22 protein-coding genes are annotated in these 24,007 nt (G+C 71.9%); 12 read left to right on the forward strand and 10 right to left on the reverse strand.

The window, feature by feature from the left end:
* Window positions 1-19: 19 nt before the first annotated feature.
* Together hflX and AB0F10_RS03165 are read left to right on the forward strand one after the other, a co-directional pair.
* On the forward strand, window positions 20-1,414 hold the full coding sequence (gene hflX, locus AB0F10_RS03160) for a GTPase HflX (protein WP_360620151.1): 1,395 nt from the start codon (window positions 20-22) through the stop codon (window positions 1,412-1,414).
* Between the two features lie 87 nt (window positions 1,415-1,501).
* Window positions 1,502-3,211 (forward strand): hypothetical protein, encoded by a 1,710-nt coding sequence (locus tag AB0F10_RS03165; RefSeq protein WP_360620152.1) that lies wholly within the window; start codon window positions 1,502-1,504, stop codon window positions 3,209-3,211.
* Between the two features lie 42 nt (window positions 3,212-3,253).
* Here AB0F10_RS03165 and lexA read toward each other — a convergent pair whose 3' ends face one another.
* Window positions 3,254-4,051, reverse strand: coding sequence for a transcriptional repressor LexA (gene lexA, locus AB0F10_RS03170; protein WP_360620153.1), 798 nt, complete (start codon window positions 4,049-4,051; stop codon window positions 3,254-3,256).
* A gap of 269 nt (window positions 4,052-4,320) precedes the next feature.
* On the opposite strand from lexA, the gene AB0F10_RS03175 reads away from it, so the two are divergent.
* The 3 genes from AB0F10_RS03175 to AB0F10_RS03185 all read left to right on the forward strand — a co-directional run bounded on the left by AB0F10_RS03175 (window position 4,321) and on the right by AB0F10_RS03185 (window position 8,321).
* Window positions 4,321-4,461: a hypothetical protein gene (locus tag AB0F10_RS03175; protein WP_360620154.1), complete on the forward strand. Its 141-nt coding sequence runs from the start codon at window positions 4,321-4,323 to the stop codon at window positions 4,459-4,461.
* A gap of 414 nt (window positions 4,462-4,875) precedes the next feature.
* On the forward strand, window positions 4,876-5,406 hold the full coding sequence (nrdR, locus tag AB0F10_RS03180) for a transcriptional regulator NrdR (protein WP_360620155.1): 531 nt from the start codon (window positions 4,876-4,878) through the stop codon (window positions 5,404-5,406).
* 29 nt (window positions 5,407-5,435) lie between these two features.
* A complete protein-coding gene (locus tag AB0F10_RS03185; protein WP_360620156.1) occupies window positions 5,436-8,321 on the forward strand; it encodes a vitamin B12-dependent ribonucleotide reductase in 2,886 nt (961 codons plus the stop codon).
* A gap of 58 nt (window positions 8,322-8,379) precedes the next feature.
* Here the strand turns inward: AB0F10_RS03185 and AB0F10_RS03190 are convergent, their stop codons facing one another.
* On the reverse strand, window positions 8,380-8,850 hold the full coding sequence (locus AB0F10_RS03190) for a hypothetical protein (protein WP_360620157.1): 471 nt from the start codon (window positions 8,848-8,850) through the stop codon (window positions 8,380-8,382).
* 734 nt (window positions 8,851-9,584) lie between these two features.
* Complete coding sequence (locus tag AB0F10_RS03195; RefSeq protein WP_360620158.1) at window positions 9,585-10,241, reverse strand: TIGR03086 family metal-binding protein; 657 nt, start codon at window positions 10,239-10,241, stop codon at window positions 9,585-9,587.
* A gap of 64 nt (window positions 10,242-10,305) precedes the next feature.
* Here AB0F10_RS03195 and AB0F10_RS03200 point away from each other — a divergent pair, with 64 nt between their 5' ends.
* Window positions 10,306-11,118, forward strand: coding sequence for a helix-turn-helix domain-containing protein (locus AB0F10_RS03200; protein WP_360620159.1), 813 nt, complete (start codon window positions 10,306-10,308; stop codon window positions 11,116-11,118).
* Window positions 11,119-11,162: 44 nt separating this feature from the next.
* Entirely contained in the window at window positions 11,163-12,377 is a 1,215-nt protein-coding gene (locus AB0F10_RS03205; RefSeq protein WP_360620160.1) for an MFS transporter, read from the forward strand.
* Between the two features lie 4 nt (window positions 12,378-12,381).
* Here AB0F10_RS03205 and AB0F10_RS03210 read toward each other — a convergent pair whose 3' ends face one another.
* Both AB0F10_RS03210 and AB0F10_RS03215 read right to left on the reverse strand, forming a co-directional pair.
* A complete protein-coding gene (locus tag AB0F10_RS03210) occupies window positions 12,382-13,296 on the reverse strand; it encodes an alpha/beta hydrolase (protein WP_360620161.1) in 915 nt (304 codons plus the stop codon).
* Between the two features lie 250 nt (window positions 13,297-13,546).
* Complete coding sequence (locus AB0F10_RS03215) at window positions 13,547-14,002, reverse strand: hypothetical protein (RefSeq protein WP_360620162.1); 456 nt, start codon at window positions 14,000-14,002, stop codon at window positions 13,547-13,549.
* A 53-nt stretch (window positions 14,003-14,055) separates the two neighbouring features.
* Here AB0F10_RS03215 and AB0F10_RS03220 point away from each other — a divergent pair, with 53 nt between their 5' ends.
* Window positions 14,056-14,289 (forward strand): DUF5522 domain-containing protein, encoded by a 234-nt coding sequence (locus AB0F10_RS03220; protein WP_360620163.1) that lies wholly within the window; start codon window positions 14,056-14,058, stop codon window positions 14,287-14,289.
* Between the two features lie 62 nt (window positions 14,290-14,351).
* Entirely contained in the window at window positions 14,352-14,909 is a 558-nt protein-coding gene (locus AB0F10_RS03225) for a hypothetical protein (RefSeq protein ID WP_360620164.1), read from the forward strand.
* A gap of 190 nt (window positions 14,910-15,099) precedes the next feature.
* Here the strand turns inward: AB0F10_RS03225 and AB0F10_RS03230 are convergent, their stop codons facing one another.
* A complete protein-coding gene (locus tag AB0F10_RS03230; protein ID WP_360620208.1) occupies window positions 15,100-15,804 on the reverse strand; it encodes a metal-dependent transcriptional regulator in 705 nt (234 codons plus the stop codon).
* Window positions 15,805-15,969: 165 nt separating this feature from the next.
* Between AB0F10_RS03230 and AB0F10_RS03235 the strand changes: the two genes are divergently transcribed.
* Together AB0F10_RS03235 and AB0F10_RS03240 are read left to right on the forward strand one after the other, a co-directional pair.
* Window positions 15,970-17,151, forward strand: coding sequence for an acetoin utilization protein AcuC (locus AB0F10_RS03235; protein ID WP_360620165.1), 1,182 nt, complete (start codon window positions 15,970-15,972; stop codon window positions 17,149-17,151).
* A 12-nt stretch (window positions 17,152-17,163) separates the two neighbouring features.
* The gene (locus AB0F10_RS03240; RefSeq protein WP_360620166.1) at window positions 17,164-19,710 is read left to right on the forward strand and encodes a GNAT family N-acetyltransferase; all 2,547 of its coding nucleotides are present in this window, start codon (window positions 17,164-17,166) and stop codon (window positions 19,708-19,710) included.
* 121 nt (window positions 19,711-19,831) lie between these two features.
* On the opposite strand, the gene AB0F10_RS03245 is transcribed toward AB0F10_RS03240, so the two are convergent.
* Entirely contained in the window at window positions 19,832-20,185 is a 354-nt protein-coding gene (locus tag AB0F10_RS03245; protein WP_360620167.1) for a YrdB family protein, read from the reverse strand.
* A gap of 586 nt (window positions 20,186-20,771) precedes the next feature.
* Complete coding sequence (sigB, locus tag AB0F10_RS03250) at window positions 20,772-21,728, reverse strand: RNA polymerase sigma factor SigB (RefSeq protein WP_360620209.1); 957 nt, start codon at window positions 21,726-21,728, stop codon at window positions 20,772-20,774.
* 312 nt (window positions 21,729-22,040) lie between these two features.
* Between sigB and AB0F10_RS03255 the strand changes: the two genes are divergently transcribed.
* A complete protein-coding gene (locus AB0F10_RS03255; protein ID WP_360620168.1) occupies window positions 22,041-22,826 on the forward strand; it encodes a sporulation protein in 786 nt (261 codons plus the stop codon).
* 34 nt (window positions 22,827-22,860) lie between these two features.
* Here the strand turns inward: AB0F10_RS03255 and dtd are convergent, their stop codons facing one another.
* Window positions 22,861-23,283, reverse strand: coding sequence for a D-aminoacyl-tRNA deacylase (gene dtd / locus AB0F10_RS03260; protein ID WP_360620169.1), 423 nt, complete (start codon window positions 23,281-23,283; stop codon window positions 22,861-22,863).
* Window positions 23,271-23,915, reverse strand: coding sequence for a phosphotransferase (locus AB0F10_RS03265; RefSeq protein WP_360620170.1), 645 nt, complete (start codon window positions 23,913-23,915; stop codon window positions 23,271-23,273). Before AB0F10_RS03265 ends, dtd begins: the two co-directional genes overlap by 13 nt.
* Window positions 23,916-24,007: the final 92 nt, after the last annotated feature.

A 24,007-nucleotide genomic window follows, 5' to 3' on the forward strand; every position in this document is an offset into this window, starting at 1 on the left:
CGGGCGGAGGAGGTCACTTTTGCGTACTGAGGTATTCGAACCGGACGTCACCACCGGTGAGCTGGAGCTCGAGGAGCGCCACTCCCTTCGACGGGTTGCCGGTCTCTCCACCGAGCTGACGGACGTCACCGAGGTCGAGTACCGGCAGCTGCGACTCGAACGGGTCGTGCTTGTCGGTGTCTGGACCGAGGGCAGCATCTCCGATGCCGAGAATTCCCTCACGGAGCTGGCGGCGCTCGCCGAGACGGCCGGTTCCGAGGTCCTCGAGGGCCTCATCCAGCGCCGCGGCCGTCCCGACGCGGCCACCTTCATCGGCCGGGGCAAGGTCGACGAGCTGCGCGACGTGGTCGTCGCCACCGGCGCCGACACGGTCATCTGCGACGGCGAGCTCTCGCCCTCGCAGCTGCGCAAGCTCGAGCAGCAGGTCAAGGTCAAGGTCGTCGACCGCACCGCGCTGATCCTGGACATCTTCGCCCAGCACGCGAAGAGCAAGGAAGGCAAGGCGCAGGTCGAGCTGGCACAGCTGCAATACCTGTTGCCCCGCCTGCGCGGCTGGGGTGAGTCGCTGTCCCGCCAGGGCGGCGGCGCGGGTGGCGGTTCCGGCGGCGGCGTCGGCACGCGCGGTCCCGGTGAGACCAAGATCGAGACCGACCGCCGGCGGATCAACACCCGCATCTCCCGCCTCAAGCGCGAGATCAAGGCCCTGCGGACGGTACGCCAGACCAAGCGTTCCAAGCGCACCAACAGCGGCGTGCCCGCGGTCGCCATCGCCGGCTACACCAACGCCGGCAAGTCCAGCCTGCTGAACAGCCTCACCTCGGCGGGCGTGCTGGTCGAGGACGCGCTGTTCGCGACGCTGGATCCGACCACCCGCCGCACCGCGGCCGACGACGGGCGGGTGTTCACGCTCTCCGACACCGTCGGCTTCGTCCGGCACCTGCCGCACCACATCGTCGAGGCGTTCCGCTCGACGCTGGAGGAGGTGGCCTACTCCGACCTGGTCGTGCACGTGGTGGACGGCGCGCATCCGGACCCCGAGGGTCAGGTGACGGCGGTCCGGGAGGTGCTCGGCGAGGTCGGCGCGGACCGCATCCCGGAGCTGCTGGTCGTCAACAAGATGGACGCGGCCGACGAGGAGACCATCCTGCGGCTCAAGCGGGCCTGGCCGGACGCGGTGTTCGTGTCGGCGCGCTCGGGCCTCGGCATCCCCGAGCTGCACGCGGCCATCGCGCAGCGGCTGCCGCGGCCGGCGGTCGACCTGCGGGTGCTGCTGCCGTACGACCGGGGCGACCTGGTGGCCCGGATCCACCGCAGCGGGCAGGTGCTGGACACCCGCCACACCGACGAGGGCACCGAGCTGCGGGTCCGGGTAGGCGAGCAGTTGGCGGCCGACCTCGCAACATTCCGTATTTAGTTGATCAATTGTCGGATTACGGACGGCCGCACCAGGGTTGATCCACGCGTAACACCGGCACGAGACGCCGCATGCGACACTGATCGGATGCGGCGTCTCGTGTTCCCGGTCATCCTTGCCTCCGGGCTGGTGATGTTGGGGGCCGTGCCCGCCTCCGCCGAGCCCGCCCCCGCGGGGACCTCGGCGAAGGCTGCGGCCGGCAAGAAGGTTTGCAAGATCACCAGCTCGTCACTTCCCGAGCTGTCGGGCATCGTGGCCACCAAGAACGGCTACGCGGTCATCAACGACAGCACCGACGTGGAGAGCCAGAAGAGGGTCTTCTTCCTCGACGACGAGTGCGAGATCACCAAGCGGGTCGAATACACCGGCAAGGGGCCCTTCGACACCGAGGACATGGTGCTGTCGGCCGACGGCGCGACGCTGTGGATCGCCGACACCGGCGACAACGCGGTCCGGGACCCCAACGGCGACACGCGTGCGACCATCGCCCTCTGGTCGATGCCGGTCGACGGCTCCAAGAAGCCGAAGATCCACCGCCTGGCCTACCCGGACGGGGACAAGCACGACGCCGAGGCGCTGCTCTTCAACGGCGACGGCACGCCGATCATCGTGACCAAGGAGACGGTCGGCAAGCCGTCCGGCATCTACGTCCCGAAGACGGCCCTGAAGACCAACAACGAAGAAGGCGTGCCGCTCGAGAAGGTCGGCGAGGTCGAGCTGCCGCGCTCGGACACCGCGGGCACCCCGTTCGCCCGCCTCGCGCAGGGCGTCGTCACCGGCGGCGCGGTCGCGCCGAAGGGCACGAAGGTGGTGCTCCGCACCTACCTCGACGCCTTCGAGTGGGACGTGACCAACGGCGACGTGCTGGCGGCGCTCAAGAAGAAGCCGCGCCAGACCGGCCTGCCCAACGAGCCGTTCGGCGAGGCGATCAGCTACACCCCGGACGGCAAGCAGTTCAACACGGTCTCCGACATCGGCTCCTCGCAGGATCCGGAGGCCGACAGCTACATCCTGGGCTACACCCCGGCGACGAAGGTCGTCGAGGCGAAGACGGCCGCCGACGCGGGTGACTCGGGCGGCGGCGGCTCCTGGTATTCGGACCTGAGCCTCTCCGACATCACCTACCTCGTGGGCGCCATCGGTGTGCTCGGCGCGATCCTGGTCGGCGCGGGCGTCTTCGGCATCATGCGGTCCCGCAAGAAGGCCCCGCCGGAGCCGGTCGCGAAGAGCACCGACCCGACCGCGCCCGGCCCGCTCGACGCCCGGCCGGACCTGCTGTCGGTCGGCGGCCCGGCCCAGCGCCCCGGCGTCTACGGCGGCAACCGTCCACCGGCCGGAGCACCGTCCGGCCCGGGTGTCTACGGCGCCAAGCCGCCGGCACCGCAGAAGGGCGGCGGCGTCTACGGCGCCGGCGGCGGCGCTCGTCCGCCGCAGGGTCAGCCCGCGGCCCGGCCCGCTCAGCCGGCGCCCGGCCGCCCGGGTGGTGCTCGTCCCGGCGCGGCCCCGCCCGCGCAGCCCGGTCGTCCCGGCGGCGTGCAGCCGCGTCCGGGTGGCGTGCAGCCCGGTCGTCCCGGCGGCGGCGGCCAGCCCGGTCGTCCGGGCGGCGGCCAGCAGGGTCGTCCGGGTCAGGGCGGCGGTCGTCCCGGTGGTGGCGTCTACGGCGCCCCGCCCGGCCCTCCGCCGGCCAACGGCCGCCCGCAGGGTGGGCCGCAGCGCCCGTCCGGCTTCACCGGCGGCGGAAGGCACCCCGGTCACCCGGACGGCCGTCCCGACGGCCGCGCTCCGTACGGACTCTGACCCGCCCCTGCGCGTCAACGCGCGCAGGGCGGGTGCCGGTCGTCAGACCCGGCGCAGTACGGCGACCACTCGGCCCATGATCGTGGCGTCGTCGCCCGGGATCGGGTCGAAGGCGGGGTTGGCCGGCATCAGCCACACGTGCCCGTCCCGCTGCCGGTAGCTCTTCACGGTCGCCTCGCCGTCGATCATCGCCGCCACTATCTCGCCGACGTTCGCCGTGGGCTGCTGGCGGACCACCACCCAGTCGCCGTTGCAGATCGCCGCGTCGATCATCGAGTCGCCCTTGACCTCGAGCATGAACACGTCGCCCTCGCCGACCAGCTCGCGCGGCAGCGGGAAGAACTCCTCGACCGCCTGCTCGGCCAGGATCGGGCCACCGGCGGCGATCCGGCCCAGCAGCGGCACGTATGCCGGGGTGGGCCGGGCCGACCGCAGCGTCTCGTCGTCGACCATCTCGCTGGGCGCCCGCACGTCGACCGCGCGGGGCCGGTTGGGGTCACGCCGCAGGAAGCCCTTCTTCTCCAGCTCCTTGAGCTGGTAGGCCACGCTCGACGGCGACACCAGGCCGACCGCCTCGCCGATCTCGCGGACGCTCGGCGGGTAGCCGTAGCGCTCCACCCAGTCGCGGATGAACTCGAGAATCCGGCGCTGACGGGCGGTCAGGTCGGCGGTCACCAGGTCGGGAAACTGGCTGACCACCGGCGTCACGGCGCGCAGCTGCGGCGCCTCACCGCCACGGGCGCGCGACGGCGTGCGGCGGCGGATGGCCGCCTTCGTGTTGGCGGGCTCGGGCTGCGAATCCTTCTGATGTTGCCGGCTCGTCCGGTCGTCGGTCGACACGTCCGCCCTCCCTGTCGGCCAGTGCCTCGTCGGCACGTGGTGCGCTCGCGGAGCCGGGCAGTCGCCGTGGGGATGGACTTGTGCCCGGCTGACCCCTCTTGACCGAGAACCGTAACTGCGACGTGCGACATATTCAAACATCTGTACGAGTTTCTCGCGGCGTGTCGCCCGAAAGTGCTCGACTTCCGTACGCCTGTTCTGATACACCGTCGTACGGGCGTTCTATAGAACGTCTGTCCTAGGGACGTATGCGAGGAGAGGAATATGCCGTGGTGATCACTGGTGCGCGCCGGCAACCGGCCCCGTTGCGGCTGACCCGGCGGGGGCGCTTCGTCGTGCTGAGCTTCTTCATCCTGCTCGCGTCTCTCGCGAGTGCCGTGTTGTGGACCACTGCCTCGGCGGGCCGGTGATTCTTGGGCCGGCTCCGCGCCTACTGTCGTCGTTCGGCCGCGCCTCGGCATCCACGCCGGTGAGGCTCCGTTCGTCCCGCGAGGGCCTCGGCGGGCAATGTTGATCAAGGCGTTTCGGTGCTGCCCGTGACCGGCGCGGTACCGGTCGTGTTGAGGTTGAAAATACGGCGCGCCGACGCGCCGGTGAACTTGCATCGACGTCTGCGGCGGCATAACGTCAACCCCAACATCTAGTAGTTACAAGGGTGTAAGTCATCCACAGGTTGGGGTAAGGCAGCCCCGCAAACCACGGGTTCGTCCACAGCCACGAGGCGGGATCCACCGCCGCGGGGCTGTCGTTCGGCGTGCCCGTGAGGCGGTCTGCCGGCCCGTTCCCCGCCCGGGTGGCCGGACCCGGCGACAGGGGGATTTTCGGTGCGGTGTCCGTACTGCCGGCACGCCGACTCGCGGGTGGTCGATTCGCGAGAGGCTGACGACGGCCAGTTGATCCGTCGCCGGCGGTCGTGTCCCGAGTGCGGCAAGCGATTCACCACGGTCGAGGAGGCCGTGCTGGCGATCGTGAAGCGCAACGGCGTCACCGAGCCCTTCAGCCGGACCAAGATCATGAGCGGCGTCCGCAAGGCCTGTCAGGGCCGTCCGGTCGACGAGGACTCGATCGCGCTGCTCGCGCAGCGGGTCGAGGAGACCATCCGTGCCAAGGGCGCGGCGGAGGTGCCGAGCCACGACGTGGGCCTCGCGATCCTCACGCCGCTGCGCGAGCTTGACCAGGTGGCCTACCTCCGCTTCGCGAGTGTCTACAAGTCCTTCGACTCGCTTGACGAGTTCGAACGTGAGATCACCGAGCTGCGCGAGGCGGCCACCGCCGGCGAGGCGGCCGCGCGGCACGTGGTCGCCGCGCGGCCCGGCAACCGGCCGCCCAAGATCAGCGCTCAGGAAAAAGCTTGATGCAGGAAGCAATCGAGGGGGAGCACCAAATGGCCGGTGACGGCATGACAGCAGGCAGGCAGCGCAGTCGCGCGGGCAACGGGGGCGCCACGGCCGGGGGGCTGCGGATCGAGCGGGTCTGGACGACAGAGGGCGTCCACCCCTACGACGAGGTCGAGTGGGAGCGCCGCGACGTCGTCATGACGAACTGGCGGGACGGCTCGGTCAACTTCGAGCAGCGCGGGGTGGAATACCCCACCACGTGGAGCGTCAACGCCGCCAACATCGTCACCACGAAGTACTTCCGGGGTGCGGTCGGCGCGCCGGAGCGGGAGCGGTCGCTCAAGCAGCTCATCGACCGGGTCGTGAAGACCTACCGCAAGGCGGGCGAGGACCACGGTTACTTCGCCAGCCCGGCCGAGGCCGAGATCTTCGACCACGAGCTGACCTGGATGCTGCTGCACCAGGTGTTCAGCTTCAACTCGCCGGTCTGGTTCAACGTCGGCACGGCCTCGCCGCAGCAGGTCAGCGCCTGCTTCATCCTGTCCGTCGACGACTCGATGGACTCCATCCTTGACTGGTACAAGGAGGAGGGGCTGATCTTCAAGGGCGGCTCCGGCTCCGGCGTCAACCTCTCCCGGATCCGCTCCTCGAAGGAACTGCTCTCCTCCGGCGGCACGGCCAGCGGCCCGGTCAGCTTCATGCGCGGCGCGGACGCCAGCGCCGGCACGATCAAGTCCGGCGGCGCGACCCGCCGCGCGGCCAAGATGGTGATCCTCGACGTCGACCACCCCGACATCGAGGAGTTCGTCACCACCAAGGCCCGCGAGGAGGACAAGATCCGGGCCCTGCGCGACGCCGGGTTCGACATGGACCTCGGCGGCAGCGACATCGTCTCGGTGCAGTACCAGAACGCCAACAACTCGGTCCGCGTCAGCGACGAGTTCATGCGGGCGGTCGAGGAGGGCGGCACGTTCGACCTCCGCGGGCGGATGAACGGCGAGACGATCGAGACCATCGACGCCAAGCGGCTGTTCACCGAGATCGCCAAGGCCGCGTGGGAGTGCGCCGACCCCGGCCTGCAGTACGACGACACGATCAACGACTGGCACACCAACCCGGAGACCGGCCGCATCACCGCGTCCAACCCGTGTTCGGAGTACATGTCGCTGGACGACTCGTCCTGCAACCTCGCCTCGCTCAACCTGATGAAGTTCCTCAAGGCCGACGGCGGCTTCGAGGTCGACAAGTTCGTCAAGAGCGTCGAGTTCGTCATCACCGCGATGGACATCTCGATCTGCTTCGCCGACTTCCCGACCAAGCGGATCGGCGAGACCACGCGCGCCTACCGCCAGCTCGGCATCGGCTACGCCAACCTCGGCGCCCTGCTGATGGCCTCCGGCCTGCCCTACGACTCGGAGGGCGGCCGCACCCTGGCCGCCGCCATCACGTCGCTGATGACCGGTGTGGCCTACCGCCGCTCCGCCGAGGTGGCCGGCGTCGTCGGCGCCTACGACGGCTACGCCCGCAACGCGGACGCGCACAAGCGGGTCATGCGCAAGCACGCCGCGGCGAACGACGAGATCCGCCCGTCGGGCACCGTCGCCACCGCGCTGGTCCGCGAGGCCACCAAGCAGTGGCAGCAGGGCAACAAGATCGGCGAGAAGACCGGCTGGCGCAACGCGCAGGCCTCCGTGCTCGCGCCGACCGGCACCATCGGCCTGATGATGGACTGCGACACCACCGGCGTCGAGCCCGACCTGGCCCTGGTCAAGTTCAAGAAGCTCGTCGGCGGCGGCTCGATGCAGATCGTCAACCAGACGGTCCCGCGCGCCCTGCGCAGCCTCGGCTACCCCGAGGAGCAGGTCGAGGCGATCGTCGAGCACATCGCCGACCACGGCATCGTCGTCGACGCCCCCGGCCTCAAGCCGGAGCACTACCCGGTCTTCGACTGCGCCATGGGCGAGCGGTCCATCGCGCCGATGGGCCACGTGCGGATGATGGCGGCCGTGCAGCCGTTCATCTCGGGCGCGATCTCCAAGACGATCAACATGCCGGAGTCGGCAACCGTCGAGGACATCGAGAACGTGCACTACCAGGGCTGGAAGCTCGGCCTCAAGGCACTCGCCATCTACCGCGACAACTGCAAGGTCGGCCAGCCGCTCTCCGCGGCGAAGCCGAAGGCGGCCGCGGCGGCCGCAGCGACGCCCGCCGCCGCTGTCGCGCCGGTCGTGGAGAAGGTCGTCGAGTACCGCCCGGTCCGCAAGCGCCTGCCGAAGAAGCGCCCGTCGGAGACGGTCTCCTTCTCGGTCGCCGGCGCCGAGGGCTACCTCACCGCGTCGTCCTACCCGGACGACGGCCTCGGCGAGGTCTTCCTGAAGATGTCGAAGCAGGGCTCGACCCTGGCGGGCGTCATGGACGCCTTCTCGGTGGCGATCTCCATCGGCCTCCAGTACGGCGTTCCGCTGGAGACCTACGTCAGCAAGTTCACCAACATGCGCTTCGAGCCGGCCGGCATGACCGACGACTCGGACATCCGCATGGCGGCGTCGGTGATGGACTACATCTTCCGTCGCCTCGCGCTCGACTTCCTGCCCTATGACACCCGCGCCGAGCTGGGCATCTTCACCGCCCGGGAGCGCGCGGCGCAGATTCAGGCCGAGGCGGCGGCCGAGGTCGCCGGCGTCGACCTGGCCGGCATGGCGGCGTCCGCACCGGTTTCCGCACCGGTCGGCGCGGCGTCCGCGCCGACGGCCCCGGCCCCCGCGGCCGAGAAGGAGGCCCCGTCGCCGGCCGGCTCGTCGACCGAGCTGCTGGAGGCCGTCCTGGGCACCTCCGCCGACGCGCCGCTCTGCTTCACCTGCGGCACGAAGATGCGCCCGGCCGGAAGCTGCTACGTCTGCGAGGGCTGCGGCTCCACCTCGGGCTGCAGCTGAACACAGTTGAACGGAGAGGGGCCCGGCGGATGCGCCGGGCCCCTCTCCGTTTTCGTTGTCAGCTGCTCAGGGCGGTGAACCAGCGGGTCGCCTCGGGTACGCCGAGCACCTCCGACCCTTCGTGGACGAACCCGTTGTAGCCGGTGTCGACGCCGAGGTCGACCGTTGGCGCCCCCAGGGTGGCGTGGCAGTGCTCCGTGTTGGCGTTCACCGCCTCCTCGTCGCCCGGGCTGTAGTAGAGCCGCACCGGCATCCGCGGCGCCCAGTCGGTGCAGACGCTGTCCAGTACGGCCAGAGCGTCGGCGAACCGGCCGGTCGGGTGCAGCAGCAGCGCCTTGCCCCGCGGCGTGAGCAGGTCGTCGATCGTGGGCGGCAGGGCCATGAGCACCTCCTGCCCGGTGTGGGTGCCGTCGAAGAGATTCGGCAGCCCGGCGTACGGCGCCCGGAACACGTATCCCGGGTACGGGTAGATGTCGTGCAGCCGGTCGAAGGCGACCAGCAGATACGTGGTGTACGCGCTGGCGAGCACCGGGTGGACCTCCGGCGTGAACAGCGACGGGATGGCCGCGTTCCGGAAGTCGTAGGCGCCGCTGATCGGGCGACCGCGGCCGCCCGGAAGTACGGATCGGCCCCCGACTGCAACGCCCTGGCCAGTCCGAGGGCGGCCGAGGCGCCCTGCGAGAAGCCGGAGGCGTAGACGTCCCGGTCCAGCTGCCGCCCCTGCCGGCCGGCGAAGGCGCGCGCCGCCCGCAGCAGGTCCAGCGAGGCGGTGGTCTCCGACGGCACGTCCATCCAGGGGTGCGTCCCCGGCCCGACCCCGAGGCCGACGTAGTCGGGTGCGACCGCCGCGAATCCGGCCGACGCGAACGTCAGCGCCGGCCCGATCAGGAACACGTCGTCCGAAGTGGACGGCGCGTCCGGCTTGTAGATCTCGGTGCCGTGCCCGAACGACACCGTCCGGAGCCGCCTCCTGTCGTTGATCGGCAACGCGACCAGGCCACTGGCCGTGGTCGGCCGACCGGTCGCGTCGGTCGTCCGGTAGACGAGCCGGTAGGTACGCACCCCGTAGCGGTCCGTTCCCGGATCGAACCTGTCCGCGGTCAGCGCCGCGTCGACGTCGGCCCGGGTGGCGTACGTGTGCAGGGCGGTGACCGAGATCAGCCGGCCCGTCGTCGCCGTGGCCGGCGTGGCGGCCACCGCGAGCGAGGATGCGATGAGCGCCCCCGCGATGCTCAAACTCAACAATTTCCTCATGCTTCGACGCTAGAAATCGGGCGGCGCCAAGTCAGCCCGGCCATCCCCCGGATCCGGGGTAGTGCTGCCGTGACCGCCCGGCTCGGCAACAGGTGCGTCGTGCCGGCCGTCGATCTGTTGCCAGGCGGGATCGCGGCCGGTCAGGCCGAGCATCCGGTCCAGCGCCGGCGCGGTCGGCGGCACCGGCACCTCGGGCCCGTAGGCCTTCATCTCGCGCCCGAGCGCAGCGGTCTTCGCGACCTCGTCGTGCAGGAACTCCAGCAGCCCGGGATCCCAGCCCACATCCTGGCCGGTGGCGCGGGCCAGGTCCCACCCGTGCACCACGATCTCGCCGACGGCCATCGCCCCGATCATCCGCGCGGGGGTCTTCCGCGGCCCGCCCATCGAGGTCATGCCCTCCCAGGCCGAGGGCGCCGACCAGGCGGCGACGAGCTGGTCGATCTGGCGCTCCAGCCGCTGCCGCGGATCGCCGTCCGGCGGCGGCCGGCCGTCCGAGTTGCGGCTCGCCCGGGCGAGGCCCGGTCCCCAATGCAGCATGTGCTCGATCAGGCCGCGGACGTCGAGCCCGTCACAGGGCGTCGGCGCGCCGAACTGTTCGGCCCGGACGGCGCGGACGGCGGCCACAGTGGGCGGTGCGGCCAGGGCGATGAAGTCGTGTTCCCGCATGACCGCCGAGGCTAAACGCCCGCCGCCCGGCCGTCTTGAACGAACGCGACGCTAACCTGTGGTCATGGTCAGGGACGCGCGAGAGCTGCGCGGTGCGTGGGCCACCTTCCAAACTCACCGGTACGCCGAACCTGCGCCGGATCTCGCCCCGTTCGTGTCCGGCTACTGGTTCGCCGAGTGGGATCTGCGCGGGCAGGAGCCGTACCGGCAGAAGATCGTGCCCTATCCGAGCGTGCATCTGACGTTCCGGGAGGGCACCGCGGTCGTGCGCGGCCCGGAGCGCGGGCATGTCGTCCGCGTCCTCGAGGGCCGCGGCCGGGTCTTCGGGGTGACCTTCCGGCCCGGTTGCTTCCGGCCGTTCCTCGGCGCGCCCGTCTCGACCATCACCGGCCGCTCGCTTCCCGCCGCCGAGGTCTTCGGGCCGGGCCTCCCGGGCGGCGATGTCGGGGAGGTGTGCGGGCCGGGCCTGCCGCGGGGCGATGTCGAGCAGGTCGAGGCGTTCCTGCGGGCGACGCTGCCGGCGGTCGATCCGCTGGCCGAGCGGGCCGCGGCCGTGGTGGCCCTGGTCCGGGCCGAGCCGGGGCTCACCCGCGTCGACGCGCTCGCCGAGCGGTCCGGCCTGGGCGTGCGCCGGCTGCAGCGCCTCTTCGCCGATCATGTCGGCCTCGGCCCCAAGTGGGTGATTCGCCGCTACCGCCTGCACGAGGTGGGCCAGCGGCTGGCGGCGGGTGCGGTCGTCGACTGGGCCCGGCTCGCGGACGAGCTCGGCTACGCCGATCAGGCGCACTTCACCAGGGACTTCGCCGCGATGTTCGGCGAATCGCCGACCCGCTACGCGGAGCGCTATCCGGCGGGCGAGGGGGACCGTCGTCACTGATCGACAGGGTTACAGTTCGGAACTTTAACGGTTAAGTTCGGTAAGTGACCGATGCCGCCCCCGACCGTACCCGCCTCGAGGCCGCCAAGGTCGCCGTCGGCATCACCTTCGCCACCAACGGCCTCGCGTACGCGGGCTGGCTCGCGCGGGCGCCCGCGGTCCGCGAGGATCTCGGCCTGAGCTCGGCCGGGCTCGGCCTGCTGCTGCTCTGCATCTCCGGCGCGGCCATCGCGGCGATCCCGCTGGCCGGCCCGCTGGTGCAGCGCTTCGGCCCGTCCCGCGCGGTGCTGCTCGGCAGCATGTCCGTGGTGCTGGGGCTGCTCGGCATGGCGGGCGGCACGCTGATCGGCTCGGTGCCGCTGGCGGGCGTCGGCCTGATGCTGCTCGGCATCGGCAACAGCACCTGGGACGTGGCGATGAACGTCGAGGGCGCGGACGTCGAGCGCCGCCTGGGCCGTACGCTGATGCCCCGCTTTCATGCCGGCTTCAGCCTCGGCACCGTGCTCGGCGCCGGGGTCAGCGCGGCCGCCGCGGCGACCGGCGTAGCGGTCTCGACGCAGCTCTTCCTCACGGCGGTCCTGTCCGCGATCGTGATGATCCTGACGGTCCGCCGCTTCCTGCCGCACACCCCGACGACCGCGGAACAGCGCTCGGTCGGCCGGGTCCGGGACGCCTGGCGCGAGCCCCGGACCCTGCTGATCGGCGTGATCATGCTGGGCTTCGGCTTCACCGAGGGCGCGGCGAACGACTGGCTGGCGATCGGCCTGGTCGACGGCTACCAGGCGACCGAGACGGTCGGTGCCATCGGCTTCGGCTTCTTCGTGACGGCGATGACCCTGACCCGGCTGTTCGGCGGCCCGGCGATCGAACGCTGGGGCCGCGTGACGGTGCTGCGCGGCACCGCGGTGTCGGCGCTGCTCGGCCTGCTGCTGGCGGTCTCCGGCATCGGCGTGCCGCTGGTGCTGGTCGGCGCGCTGCTGTGGGGCGCGGGCGCCTCCCTGGGCTTCCCGATCGGGATGAGCGCGGCCGCGGACGACCCGCTCCGGGCGGCGATCCGGGTGTCGGTGGCGGGCTCCATCGGCTACGCCGCGTTCCTCGCGGGTCCGCCCCTGATCGGCGTCCTGGCCCAGCACTTCGGGGTGCTGCGGGCGCTGCTGGTCGTCCTCGTGGCGATCGGCCTCGGGCTGGCGGCCTCGGGCGCGGCCCGGCCGCTGCCGCGCGTCGGCGCCGCGGAGGCCGAGCCGGTCGCCACGCCCTGATCGGTCAGTGTCCGCCGGCCAGGAAGTCGCCGATCAGCGCCGCCAGGAGGTCGGGCTGCTCGATCACCATGGCGTGCGAGGCGTCCTCGAGCTGCAGGTAGCGCATCCGCGGATTCGCCTTCGCGCCCGCCGCGGCCTGATCGAGCAGGAAGCGCCGGTGCGCCGCGTAGAGGTCCGCGAACGGCTCCTGCTCCGGCAGGTCACGGGTCGCGAGCACGGCGAGCGTCGGCGTGGGCGTCGCGGCATAGACCGGACCCAGATCAAGATCATTCATCAGCGTACGCAGCGAGCCGGCGGTCTCGGCGGACGGCCGCATCGTCGTCTCGCCGTTCCGGTGTGCCAGGTTGCGCCGGAAGCCCTCGATCCACACCTTCTCGTTGGCGCCCATGTCGCGGGCCGCCATCTGCTGCCGCTCGACCAGATCGGGCAGCTCCTCGGCCGGGATCGTGCGCCCCATCCCGGCGTGCAGCGTGTCGAACACCGTCGTCAGCCGGGCCAGCTCGGCCGCCGCCACCGCGGGTTCGAGGTCGGGCACCTGCTCGGGCCGGCTGGGCGGCGGATTGCCGTCGAGGCTGACCACCCCGGGCGACTCGGGGTGCCGCTGCCCCCAGAGGGTGGCCAGCATCCCGCCGAGCGAGTGCCCGGCCACCGCGGGCCGGCTCAACTCCATCTGTACGGTCACCGCGGCGATGTCGCCCAGCGCGGCATCCCAGGACCAGGCGCCGTCGCCGGAACGCCCGTGCCCGCGCAGGTCCATGGTGATGACCCGGTGCCGGGGGCGCAGCGCCCGGGCCAGCGTCGTCATCATGGAGAGGTTCCCGCCGGCCCCGTGCAGCAGCAGGAGCGCGGGCTGGTCACCCCCGAAGTCCCGGACGGCGATGGGCAGCTCTCCGGCGTCAACCAGTCGATCGTTGATCACAACATCTCTCCAAGCGGTAGCGCCGACGGGATCGTCCCCCGTGGCCCCGGCCGCGCGGAGGCGGGTCGCGGCCTGACGGTTCGGTCGGCGGGTGTCGGGCGGCCGTCGCCGGCGGGCCGGCCGGCGGTGGTGGCCGGCAGTGCGGGGCGGCCGGTGGTGGTGGCCGGCAGTGCGGGGCGGCTGGTGGTGGTGGCCGGCAGTGCGGGGCGGCCGGTGGTGGTAGCCGGCATTGCGGGGCGGGCGGTGCGGATCATTCCGGCTGCCCTCGGAGGCGGTCGCGGATCGCCGACGACGGCACGCCCCCGTCCGGGTGACGGGGCAGCCGGCCGCGCCGGACCAGGTCGTGCACCCCCTGCCGGGTGATGCCGAGCATCGCGCCCGCGGTCGCGTAGGAGACCGATTCGGCCGCCGGGTGGCCGACCCGGCGGGCGACCACCGCGCCGAGGGGGGTCCGCCACCACTGCACCGGCGGGTCGAAGGCCCGGTCGTCCGGATAGAGCGTGGCGATCAGCCGGACCGCCGCGCCGACCGCCGTGGCGTCATCGCCGTCGCGCATCTGGTCGGCCCACCTGGCGGCGCGGATCCGGACCAGCCGGCGCAGCGCCTCGACCGCGTCGTCGCCCTCCAGCAGGACCTCGAGCGGGTCCAGCAGGCGGATGTCGAGCAGCCGGACGATCTGCTCGACAAGGAGGCTCTTCGACGGCACCGGATCATCGTCGCGCTACTTGACGCCGACTGTCAAGTCGCTAGGCTCCGGTCGTGGATCAGCCGGCGCCGCGCGCTCTCACCGAGCCGCATCCGAGTCGTCTCGCCCTCGATCACCCACGTCGGGCCGAGATCCTCGCCGCACACGCCGCCGCGCTCGCCGCGGGTCAGGCCGGCTACCTCGATCCGGACACCGGGCTGTTTGTGCTCACCGCCGGATTCCTGGCCGGGCGCGGCACCTGCTGCGGCCGAGGCTGTCGTCACTGTCCGTACCTCGATGGTGTCTGAGGCGGACTTTCGCCGCCGCCCCCGGGCAAAGTACGGTGTGCCCGAATTATCTGGAGGATCTCGTGGGTTCGCGTCTCTTCGCCCTCGGCGCCGCTGTGGCGCTGCTCGCCCTTGCGGGCTGCACGGAAAACCGGGGCGAGGATGCGGGCACCCTGCCTCCCCTGCAGATCGTGCAGCAACCCGCGGCCTCGGCCGGCGGGGCCTGCATCCTCTGGGACTACGCGTTCATCGAGGAGAAGATCGGCGTGAAGTTCAGCGTCGCGGCCGCCGACCAGGTCGACGACGCCTCCACCTGCGTGGTGCAGACGGAGCGCGACGAGTGGCCCTATCTCGCCCTCTGCGTGGTCGAGAGCACCAAGGCCGACGCCGCCCTGTTCACCGAGGAACTCACCCCGAAGAAGGCCACGAAGCTCAAGGGCCTCGGCAAGGCCGGCTACCGCCTGGTCACCAAGGCGACCGACGGACACGGCCCGACGGTGGAGATCGGCTGGCTCAGCGAGGCCGCCCAGTTGCAGACGCTGCGCTTCACCTTCGCCGAGGACGCCGCCGGAGCCGACGTCACCAAGATGTCGCCGAAGCTCCTCGCCCTCGCCAAGGCCATGGACACCACCGAGGGATGACCCCCGGCGGGGCCGGCCGACGCCGACCCCTCGCCGGATCAGCGGACGTCGTCTCTGGGGAGTCACCGGGCGTCGCCACTGCGAGAGTCACCGTGCGTCGCCTCAGTTGTGTCGCCTCAGATGGTGTCGCCTCAGTTGCGTTGCCTCAGCGGGCGTTGCCTCGGCGGGCGTTGCCTCAGCGGGCGTCGCCTCAGCGGGCGTCGACGAACACCCGCGACGCGACCTCGCGTGGTAGCCGGATCTTGTCGCCGGAGCGGTCGATCGTCACGCCGTCGCGCTCCTGCGCCACGGTGACGGTCGCGCCCGGGTCGATGCCCGCCGCATGCAACTGCCGCAGCACGCCCGCGTTGGTCTGCACGCTCTCGCAGATTCGTCGCACGACGACACTGCCGGTCAGGCCGGGGAACGCGAGGTTGCGCTCACCCGAATTGATCACAGTGGAGCTGCTGTTGGCCGGCGCCTCGGCAGCGGTCAGGCCCAGCACCTCGAGCCCGGGAATCGGGTTGCCGTAAGGCGACCGGGTCGGCCTGTTGAGTAGCTCGTAGACCTTGCGCTCGACCGAGTCGCTCATCACGTGCTCCCACCGGCAGGCCTCCTCGTGCGCCTCCTCGTAGGGCATGCCGATGACGTTGACCAGCAGCAACTCGGCGAGCCGGTGCTTACGCATGACCGCGACGGCGGCCACCCGGCCCTCCTCGGTGAGCAGCAGGTGCCGGTCGTTCTCGACCGTGAGCAATCCGTCGCGCTCCATCCGGGCGACGGTCTGGCTGACGGTGGGGCCGCTCTGGTGCAGTCGTTCGGCGATGCGCGCGCGCAGGGGCGGAACGCCCTCTTCCTCGAGCTCGAGGATCGTGCGCAGGTACATCTCTGTGGTGTCGACGAGATCATTCACAATGCGGCCCTCCCAGCAGCGATATTACCTCGCAGCCGGGGGTTGACTTCATGCCGACGAGGTGGGTCAAGTGACCCTACCGGACCGGGATCGCCGACGTCCGGTAGGTGTAACGGCAGGGATGGTTACCGGCCGAAAATGTCGGCCCGCCATGGCAGCATGACCGTCATGGCGGAGTCGACGGCGGTGGTGTGGGACGAGTCCCTGCTCTCCTACGACATGGGCGATCACCCGATGAATCCGGTGCGTGTCGAGCTCACCATGGCGCTCGCCCGCGAGCTCGGCGTTCTCGACCGGCCCGGGGTGCGCCTGGTGGTGCCGGAGCCGGCCGACGACGCGGCGCTGACCCGCATTCACCGGCCCGACTACGTGCGGGCGGTCCGGCTCGCACCCGACGATCCGTTCTTCCGCGGCTGGGGCCTCAACACCGATGACAACCCGGTCTTCGAGGGAATGCACGAGGCCGGCGCCCGGATCTGCGGCGCCACCCTGGCGGCCGCCGAGGCGGTCTGGAGCGGCGCGGCCACCCGCGCCGTCAACGTCTCGGGTGGGCTGCATCACGCGATGGCGGCCCGCGCCTCCGGCTTCTGCGTCTACAACGACCCGGCGGTCGCGATCGCGCGCCTGCTCGACCTGGGCGCGCAGCGGGTGGCTTATGTCGATATCGACGTGCACCACGGCGACGGCGTGCAGGCCGCGTTCTACGACGATGCCCGGGTGCTGACCGTCAGCCTGCACGAGTCTCCGCTCGCGCTGTTTCCCGGCACGGGTTTCCCCGATGAGTCCGGCGGCGCCGGCGCCGAGGGCACCTCGGTCAATGTCGCGCTGCCGCCCGGCACCGACGACTCGGGCTGGCTGCGCGCGTTCCACGCGATCGTGCCGTCGGTGCTCCGGGCCTTCTCGCCGCAGATCCTCGTCGCCCAGTGCGGCGCCGACGCCCATCGCCTCGACCCCCTCGCCGACCTGTCCCTCTCCGTCGACGGCCAGCGCGCCGCCTACATCGCCCTGCGCGGGCTCGCCGACGAGCTCTGCGACGGCCGCTGGGTGGCGACCGGTGGCGGCGGTTATGCGCTGGTCGAGGTCGTGCCCCGGGCCTGGACGCACCTGCTGGCGGTGGCCACGGGCGAGCCGCTCGATCCCGGCACGCCGACGCCGCCCGCCTGGCGCAGGCTCGCCGCCGCCCGCCGTCCCGGCGCCGACATCCCGGCCACCCTCACCGACGGCGTCGAGCCGTCGGTGCGGCGCTGGGAGCCGGGCACCACGCCGGACCCGATCGACAAGGCCATCCTGGCGACCCGGATGGCGGTCTTCCCGCTGCACGGGCTGGACCCGCACGACGCCCGGGACTGAGAGGGGACCGCGGTGACCAGAGAGGCCGACGTGCTGCTCTCCGACGGCAGCGCCGTGCACCTGCGCCCGATCCACCCCGACGACGCACCGGCCATCGTGGAGCTCCACTCCCGGATGAGCGACCGCACCCGCTACCTGCGCTACTTCTCGCCCTACCCGCGCATTCCGGAGCGCGACCTCGCCCGCTTCGTCAACGTCGACCACCACGACCGCGAGGCCTTCGTCATCGTCAGCGGCCCGCGCATCATGGGTGTCGGCCGCTACGAGCGGCTCGGCCCGGATTCCCCCGAGGCCGAGGTCGCCTTCGTCGTCGAGGACGCGCACCAGGGCCGCGGCATCGGTTCGGTGCTGCTCGAGCACCTCGCCGACGCGGCACGCGAGTGCGGCATCGTCCGCTTCGTCGCCGAGGTCCTGCCGCAAAACAGCGGGATGCTCCGCGTCTTCAGCGACTTCGGCTACCAGGTCCAGCGCAGATACGCCGACGGCGTCGTGCACCTCGAGTTCCCGATCGCACCGACGGAGAAGTCCCGCGAGGTGCAGGAGAGCCGCGAGCACCGGACCGAGGCGAAATCCATCTCCCGCCTGCTGCACCCGCGCGCCGTCGCCGTCTACGGCGCCAGTGCCAGCGGCCAGGGCATCGGCGCGGCGATGCTGGGCCACCTGCGCGACGGCGGCTACACCGGCGACATCGTCCCGGTGCACCGCAGCGCGGAACGGGTGGCCGGGCTGACCGCCCACCGCTCCGCGACCACCGCCGGCGCCCCGGTCGATCTGGCGATCATCGCGGTGCCGCCGGAGGGCGTCGACGAGGCGGTGGCCGACGCGGCCGCGGCCGGCGCGGGCGGCCTGGTCGTCGTCTCCGCCGGCTTCGCCGAGGCGGGATCGGCGGGCGCGGCCGCGCAGCGCGCGCTGATCGAGGCGGCGCACTCGGCGGGCCTGCGCGTGGTCGGCCCGAACTGCCTGGGAATCGCCAACACCGACCCGTCCGTGCGGCTCAACGCCACGCTCGCGCCGAGGCTGCCGGCGGCGGGCCGGGTGGGCTTCTTCAGCCAGTCCGGTGCGCTCGGCGTCGCCCTGCTGGCCGAGGCGGACCGGCGCGGCCTCGGCCTGTCCAGCTTCGTGTCGGCGGGCAACCGCGCGGACGTCTCGGGCAACGACCTCCTGCAATATTGGCAGGACGACCCGGGCACCGACGCGGTCCTGCTCTACCTGGAGACGTTCGGAAACCCGCGCAAGTTCGCCCGGCTCGCCCGCCGGATGAGCCGCGTCAAGCCCGTCGTCGCGGTCGCCTCGGCAAGCCGCCCGGCGGGGCTCGCCGGCGACCTGCCCGGCCCCGACACCAGGGCGGTGACGGCCCTGTTCGCCCGCTCCGGCGTCATCCGCGTCGACACCGTGGCCGAGCTCTTCGACGTGGGTGTCCTCCTGGCTCACCAGCCGCTGCCCGCCGGCCGGCGGGTGGCGATAGTCGGCAACTCGTCGGCGCTGTCCGGCCTGGCCGTGGCCGCCTGCCGGGCCACCGGCCTGACCATCGCCGACGGCTACCCGCGCGACATCAGCCCCCAGGCGGGCGCGCACGACTTCGCCGACGCCCTGGCCGACGCCGCAGTCGACGACCGGGTCGACGCCCTGGTCGTGGTCTTCGCCCCGCCGCTGCCCGGCCAGCTCCCCGACGAGGACGCCGACTTCGCCGCGGCGCTGGGCAGCGTGGCGCTGGCGGGGGAGAAACCGACCGTGGCGACCTTCCTGCTGGGCCGGCTGCCGCCGCGGGTCCCGGCCTACCCGTCGGTGGAGGAGGCGGTCCGGGCCCTGGCCCGAGTCGCCGGCTACGCCGACTGGCTGCGCCACCCGCCGGGCGTGCTCCCGCCTCTGTCCGGAGTGGACCCGTCGGCACCCGAGCTCGAGGCCCCACCGTCCGAATTGCTCGCCGCATACGGCATCCGAGTCCAGCCGTCCACCGCCGTAGCCTCCCTCGACCAGGCGCTGGCCGCCGCCGCCGATCTCGGCTATCCCGTGGCCCTGAAGGCGGCCGGGGGAGCCCTGCGGCACCGCCTCGACCTCGGCGCGGTCCGCCTGGCCCTCGCCGACCCCGACGACCTCCGCGCCGCCCACCAGGAGCTCGAGGCGGCCTTCGGCCCGCACCTGCTGGTCCAGTCGATGGTCCCGGCGGGCGTGGCCTGCACCATCGAGGTCGTCGAGGACCCTGCCTTCGGCCCGGTGATCGGCTTCGGCCTGAGCGGCGTAGCCAGCGAACTACTGGGCGACCTCGCCTGGCGCGCGGCCCCCCTCACCGACCGCGCCGCCGCGGCCCTGGTCGACGAGCCCCGTGCCGCGCCACTGCTGCACGGCTACCGCGGCGCCGACCCGGTCGACCGCGAAGCCCTGATCGACCTCCTGCTCCGCGTGGGCCGCCTCGCTGACGAACACCCCCGCGTCCGCGCCCTGTCCCTCAACCCGGTCCTGGCCCGCCCCGACGGCATCACGGTCCTGCACGCCTCGGTCGAGATCGGCGAGGCCGGCACCCGCCCAGACTCCGGCCCCCGCCGCCTACACAGCACCTGAGCCCGGCTCTCGCGGGTGGCTTGGCTCTCGCGGGTGGGACTCGTCGGCGACGGGGTGGTCTTCCCGCGAGTCATCGACGGGATGTTGAGACCAGTGGGCGTGGCGCGGATGGAAGAACTGGTCAGGCTGCGGGTTGACCGCCCGTGGTCGTGTCCAGCAGGTGCAGGGCTAGGCGGTTTGCCGCGGCGAGGACTGCTAGCAGCACTGCGAGGACGGGGTGGCCGGTCACCACGAGTGCGATCGTGGCCCCGCCGAAGACCACCCACTCGGGCACGAGTCGCAGCGGGTCGGGGATCGGCTTGCGGGCCTTCGGCGCCACCCACTGTCCCCATATGACGGCGGCGGCGAGCGGCAGCGCGATTGCGAGCAGCAGCCGCACCCAGTACTGCCCCGGCGCCTGCCAGCCGCCGTAGGCCAAGGCGGCGAGCGCGCACAACTCGAGGACGAACCGCAGCAGCAGGTTGGCGGCTCTCATCTCGCCTCCCGGCGCTGATCCCGTCGGCGATCGCACCGGGCCGGGCGAAGGCCGGTCCGCGACGCGCGCCGGTGGTCCCGCCGGGCGGTGACCCGGCGCCACCGGCAAATCTTGGCTCAGCCGCCGCCGAACCGGCAAGTGCGAGCCGGCAAGAGCGAACCGTGGGCGAGTAGGGCAAAGTCCGAGCCGGTGGCGAGCGAGTCGGCGGGGTGCGAGCCGGCCACGGTGACTGGCAGGTGCGAGCCGGCCACGGTGACTGGCAGGTGCGAGTCGGGTAGGTGCGAGCCGGCCACGGTGACTGGCAGGTGCGAGTCGGGTAGGTGCGAGCTGGCCACAGTGACTGGCAGAAGCGAGCCGCGATGGTGCGAGCCGCGATGAGCTGAGCTGGGCTGGGGTGAGCCGGGTTGGGGCGGGCCAGCGAGTGATCGAGTGCGAATCGGCGAGGGTGCGTCGGCAGAAAGAAGCGGCGAGGGGGGACTGGCCGGAGTGGAGCGGTGTCGCGCAGCCGGTCAGGCAGTGCAGCGTCGCTCCGGGACATGGCGAAGGCCGGTCGCGATGCGACCGGCCTTTCCGAACGGGTGAAACGTCAGCTGGCGTATGCCTCCAGGCGGGATGCCCGCTGCGGGTCGCGAAGCTTGGACATCGTCACCTTCTCGATCTGGCGGATCCGCTCGCGGCTCAGGCCGAACTCCCGGCCGACCTCGTCCAGGGTGCGCTGGCGGCCGTCGTCCAGGCCGAAGCGGAGCCGGATCACCGCGGACTCGCGCTCCGAGAGCGTGGCGAGCACGATCTCGACCTCGCTGCGCAGCTCGCCGCGGCCGACGCTGTCGCCGGGCTCGCCGCGCGGGTCGACCGCCGCGACGAAGTCGCCGAGGGCGCTTTCGCCGTCCTCGCCGACGGCCTGGTCCAGGCTGACCGGCTCGCGGTCGTAGGAGATGAGCTCGATGACCTGGAACTCCGGCACGCTCATGGCCTTGGCGATCTCGGCGACGCTCGGCTCGCGGCCCAGCGTGGCGGCGAGGTCCCGGCGGGCCCGGACCATGCGGTTGACCTGCTCGACCATGTGCACCGGGATGCGGATGGTGCGGGCCTGGTCGGCCATGGCGCGGGTGATGGCCTGGCGGATCCACCAGGTGGCGTAGGTGGAGAACTTGTAGCCCTTGGTGTAGTCGAACTTCTCGACCGCGCGGATCAGGCCCAGGTTGCCCTCCTGGATCAGGTCCAGGAACGCCATGCCGCGGCCGGTGTAGCGCTTCGCGATGCTGACCACGAGCCGCAGGTTGGCCTCGAGCAGGTGGTTCTTCGCGGCCCGGCCCTCGGCGATGAGGATCTGCAGCAGCGGCGCCAGGTCGTCGCCGGCCTCGGAGAGCTTCTCCTGTGCGTAGAGGCCGGCCTCGATCCGCTTGGAGAGAGTCACCTCCTCGACCGCGGTGAGCAGACGCGTGCGGCCGATGCCGTTCAAGTACGCCCGGACGAGGTCCGCGGATACACCGCGCTCGTCGGTCGCGTCCAAGTCCGCCAAGGGCTCGACACCGTCAGTCATGATGTTCTCGGCAGCAACCGCCGCCGTGGACTCCGTCGCCTTCATCTGCAGGACCACCTTTCAGTCCCCTCCCCGCGTTCACCGAGTCGTGCATTCCCAGCCGCATTCGTGCCGGTGATCACTAGCTTGGCGGCAGGCGCGTTAAGCGGAGGTGAGGCAAGCGTCCAGGTGGCATGAATCGGGGAGAACCCTGAGGTCGTGAACCCGACAGGGTGCCCGGATTGATGGGACATTTGCCGAAGCAGACGTAATTCCGAATGCGTTGTCGGGGGCCGATAATCTGCGGCAGGAACACATCTAGGAGGAAACTTCGTGGTCTTCAAGCGCATGATGCAGGCGATGGGCGTCGGTGGCCCGTCCGTGGAAACAGTGCTTGCCAACCCCAACTGCCGTCCCGGGGGGTTCCTCGAGGGCCAGGTGCACGTCATGGGCGGCGACCACGCCGTCGACATCGAATATGTCGCGCTCGGGCTGATGACGCGGGTCGAGGTCGAGAGCGGTGACAGTGAGTACAACACCGACCAGGAGTTCCAGCGGCAGCGGCTGACCGGCTCCTTCAAGCTGGACGCCGGGGCCCGTCACGACGTGCCGTTCCGCTTCGACGTGCCGTGGGAGACCCCCATCACCGAGGTGTACGGGCAGCACCTGCACGGCATGACGATGGGCCTGCGTACCGAGCTCGAGGTGGCCCGGGCGGTCGACAAGAGCGACCTGGACGCGGTGGCCGTGCACCCGCTGCCGGCCCAGGAGCGGATCCTGGACGCGTTCCTGCGCCTCGGTTTCCGCTTCAGCCGGGCCGATGTGGAGCGGGGCCGGGTCTACGGCGTGCAGCAGACGCTGCCGTTCTACCAGGAGATCGAGTTCCACCCGTCGGCGCATTACGCGAGCGGCATCAACCAGCTCGAGGTCACGTTCATCCCGACGCCGCACAACCTGCAGGTGGTGCTGGAGATCGACAAGCGCGGCGGCCTCTTCACCGAGGGCCACGACGCGTTCGGCCGCTTCGACGTGGATTACCACACCGTCGACCAGGTGGACTGGACCGCGCAGCTCAACGGCTGGCTGCAGCAGTCCGCGCAGCGCCGCGGCTTCTTCTAGGAGGCGTCCTGCCGACGATGGCGGCAGGACACCACTAGGTCTCCAACCAGACGGTTCGCGGGCCCACGTTCACGCTTTCCACGAGCATGTGTGCCCGGAACCGGCCGGTCTCCACCGTCGCGCCGCGTGACCGCAGCGCCTCGACGAAGGCCGTGACCAGCGGCTCGGCGACCTCGGCCGGCGCGGCCGCCGACCAGGTGGGCCGGCGGCCCTTGCGGGCGTCGCCGTAGAGGGTGAACTGGCTGACCACGAGCAGCGGCGCGCCGGTCTCGGCGGCGGAGGCGTCCCCGTCGAGGATGCGCATCTCGTGGACCTTGCGGGCCAGGTTCGCGGCGATCGCGGCGGTGTCGTCGTGGGTGACGCCGACCAGCACCAGCAGCCCGTCCTCGATCTTGCCGACGACCTCGTCGTCAACGGTCACGCTCGCCCGGCTGACGGTCTGGATCAGCGCGCGCACGCGAGCACCCTCTCCGCGGCGGCGTCGAGCGGTTCGGTGCCGGACAGCTGCCGGTCCCGGAAGCGGACCACCTCGTCGAGCAGGCGGGCGGGCTCGCCGGGCGCCGCCGCCAGGAACGAGGCGAGCATCGCCTCGGCCGCGGCGGACCAATCGTGCCGCTCGTCGACGGCGACCTGGGCCAGGATCAGCGCGGTGAGGCCGGTGTCCAGGTCCGGATCGCCGGGCCGGGCGTTGCACCAGTCGATCACCATCGGGCCCCGGGACGTCATGAGCACGTTCTCCGGGTGCAGGTCGAGGTGCAGGATGCGGCTGCCGGGGGCCGCGCCGGGCCAGGGCGGCAGCTCGTGCAGCCGGCGCAGCAGCCCGGCCAGGTGCGCGGCGCCGTCGTCGATGCTCAGCGTGCCCCGTGCGCAGGCCTGCGCCATGGTGAGGCCGTCGAGGCGTTCCATGATCATGTCGCCGCCGGCCGCCTCGTAAACTGCGGGTACCGGGTAGCCGAGGCCGCCGACGTGGCGCATCGCCGCGACCTCGTCGGTCACGTCGGCCTCGCGCCGGTAGCGGCGCAGCACGCGCCGCTCGTCGAGCGCATACACATCGGCCTCGCGGCCGGAGGCGAGCGGTGGGCCGGTCACCCGCCGACGATATCGGAACCGCCGGGCCACACCGCCGCCCGAGCGAAGCCGCCGCCGGGACCGCCGGGCGCCCGGACTGCTGGAGCCGCCCG

The sequence above is a fragment of the Actinoplanes sp. NPDC026623 genome (assembly GCF_040638275.1).
GTDB lineage: Bacteria > Actinomycetota > Actinomycetes > Mycobacteriales > Micromonosporaceae > Actinoplanes.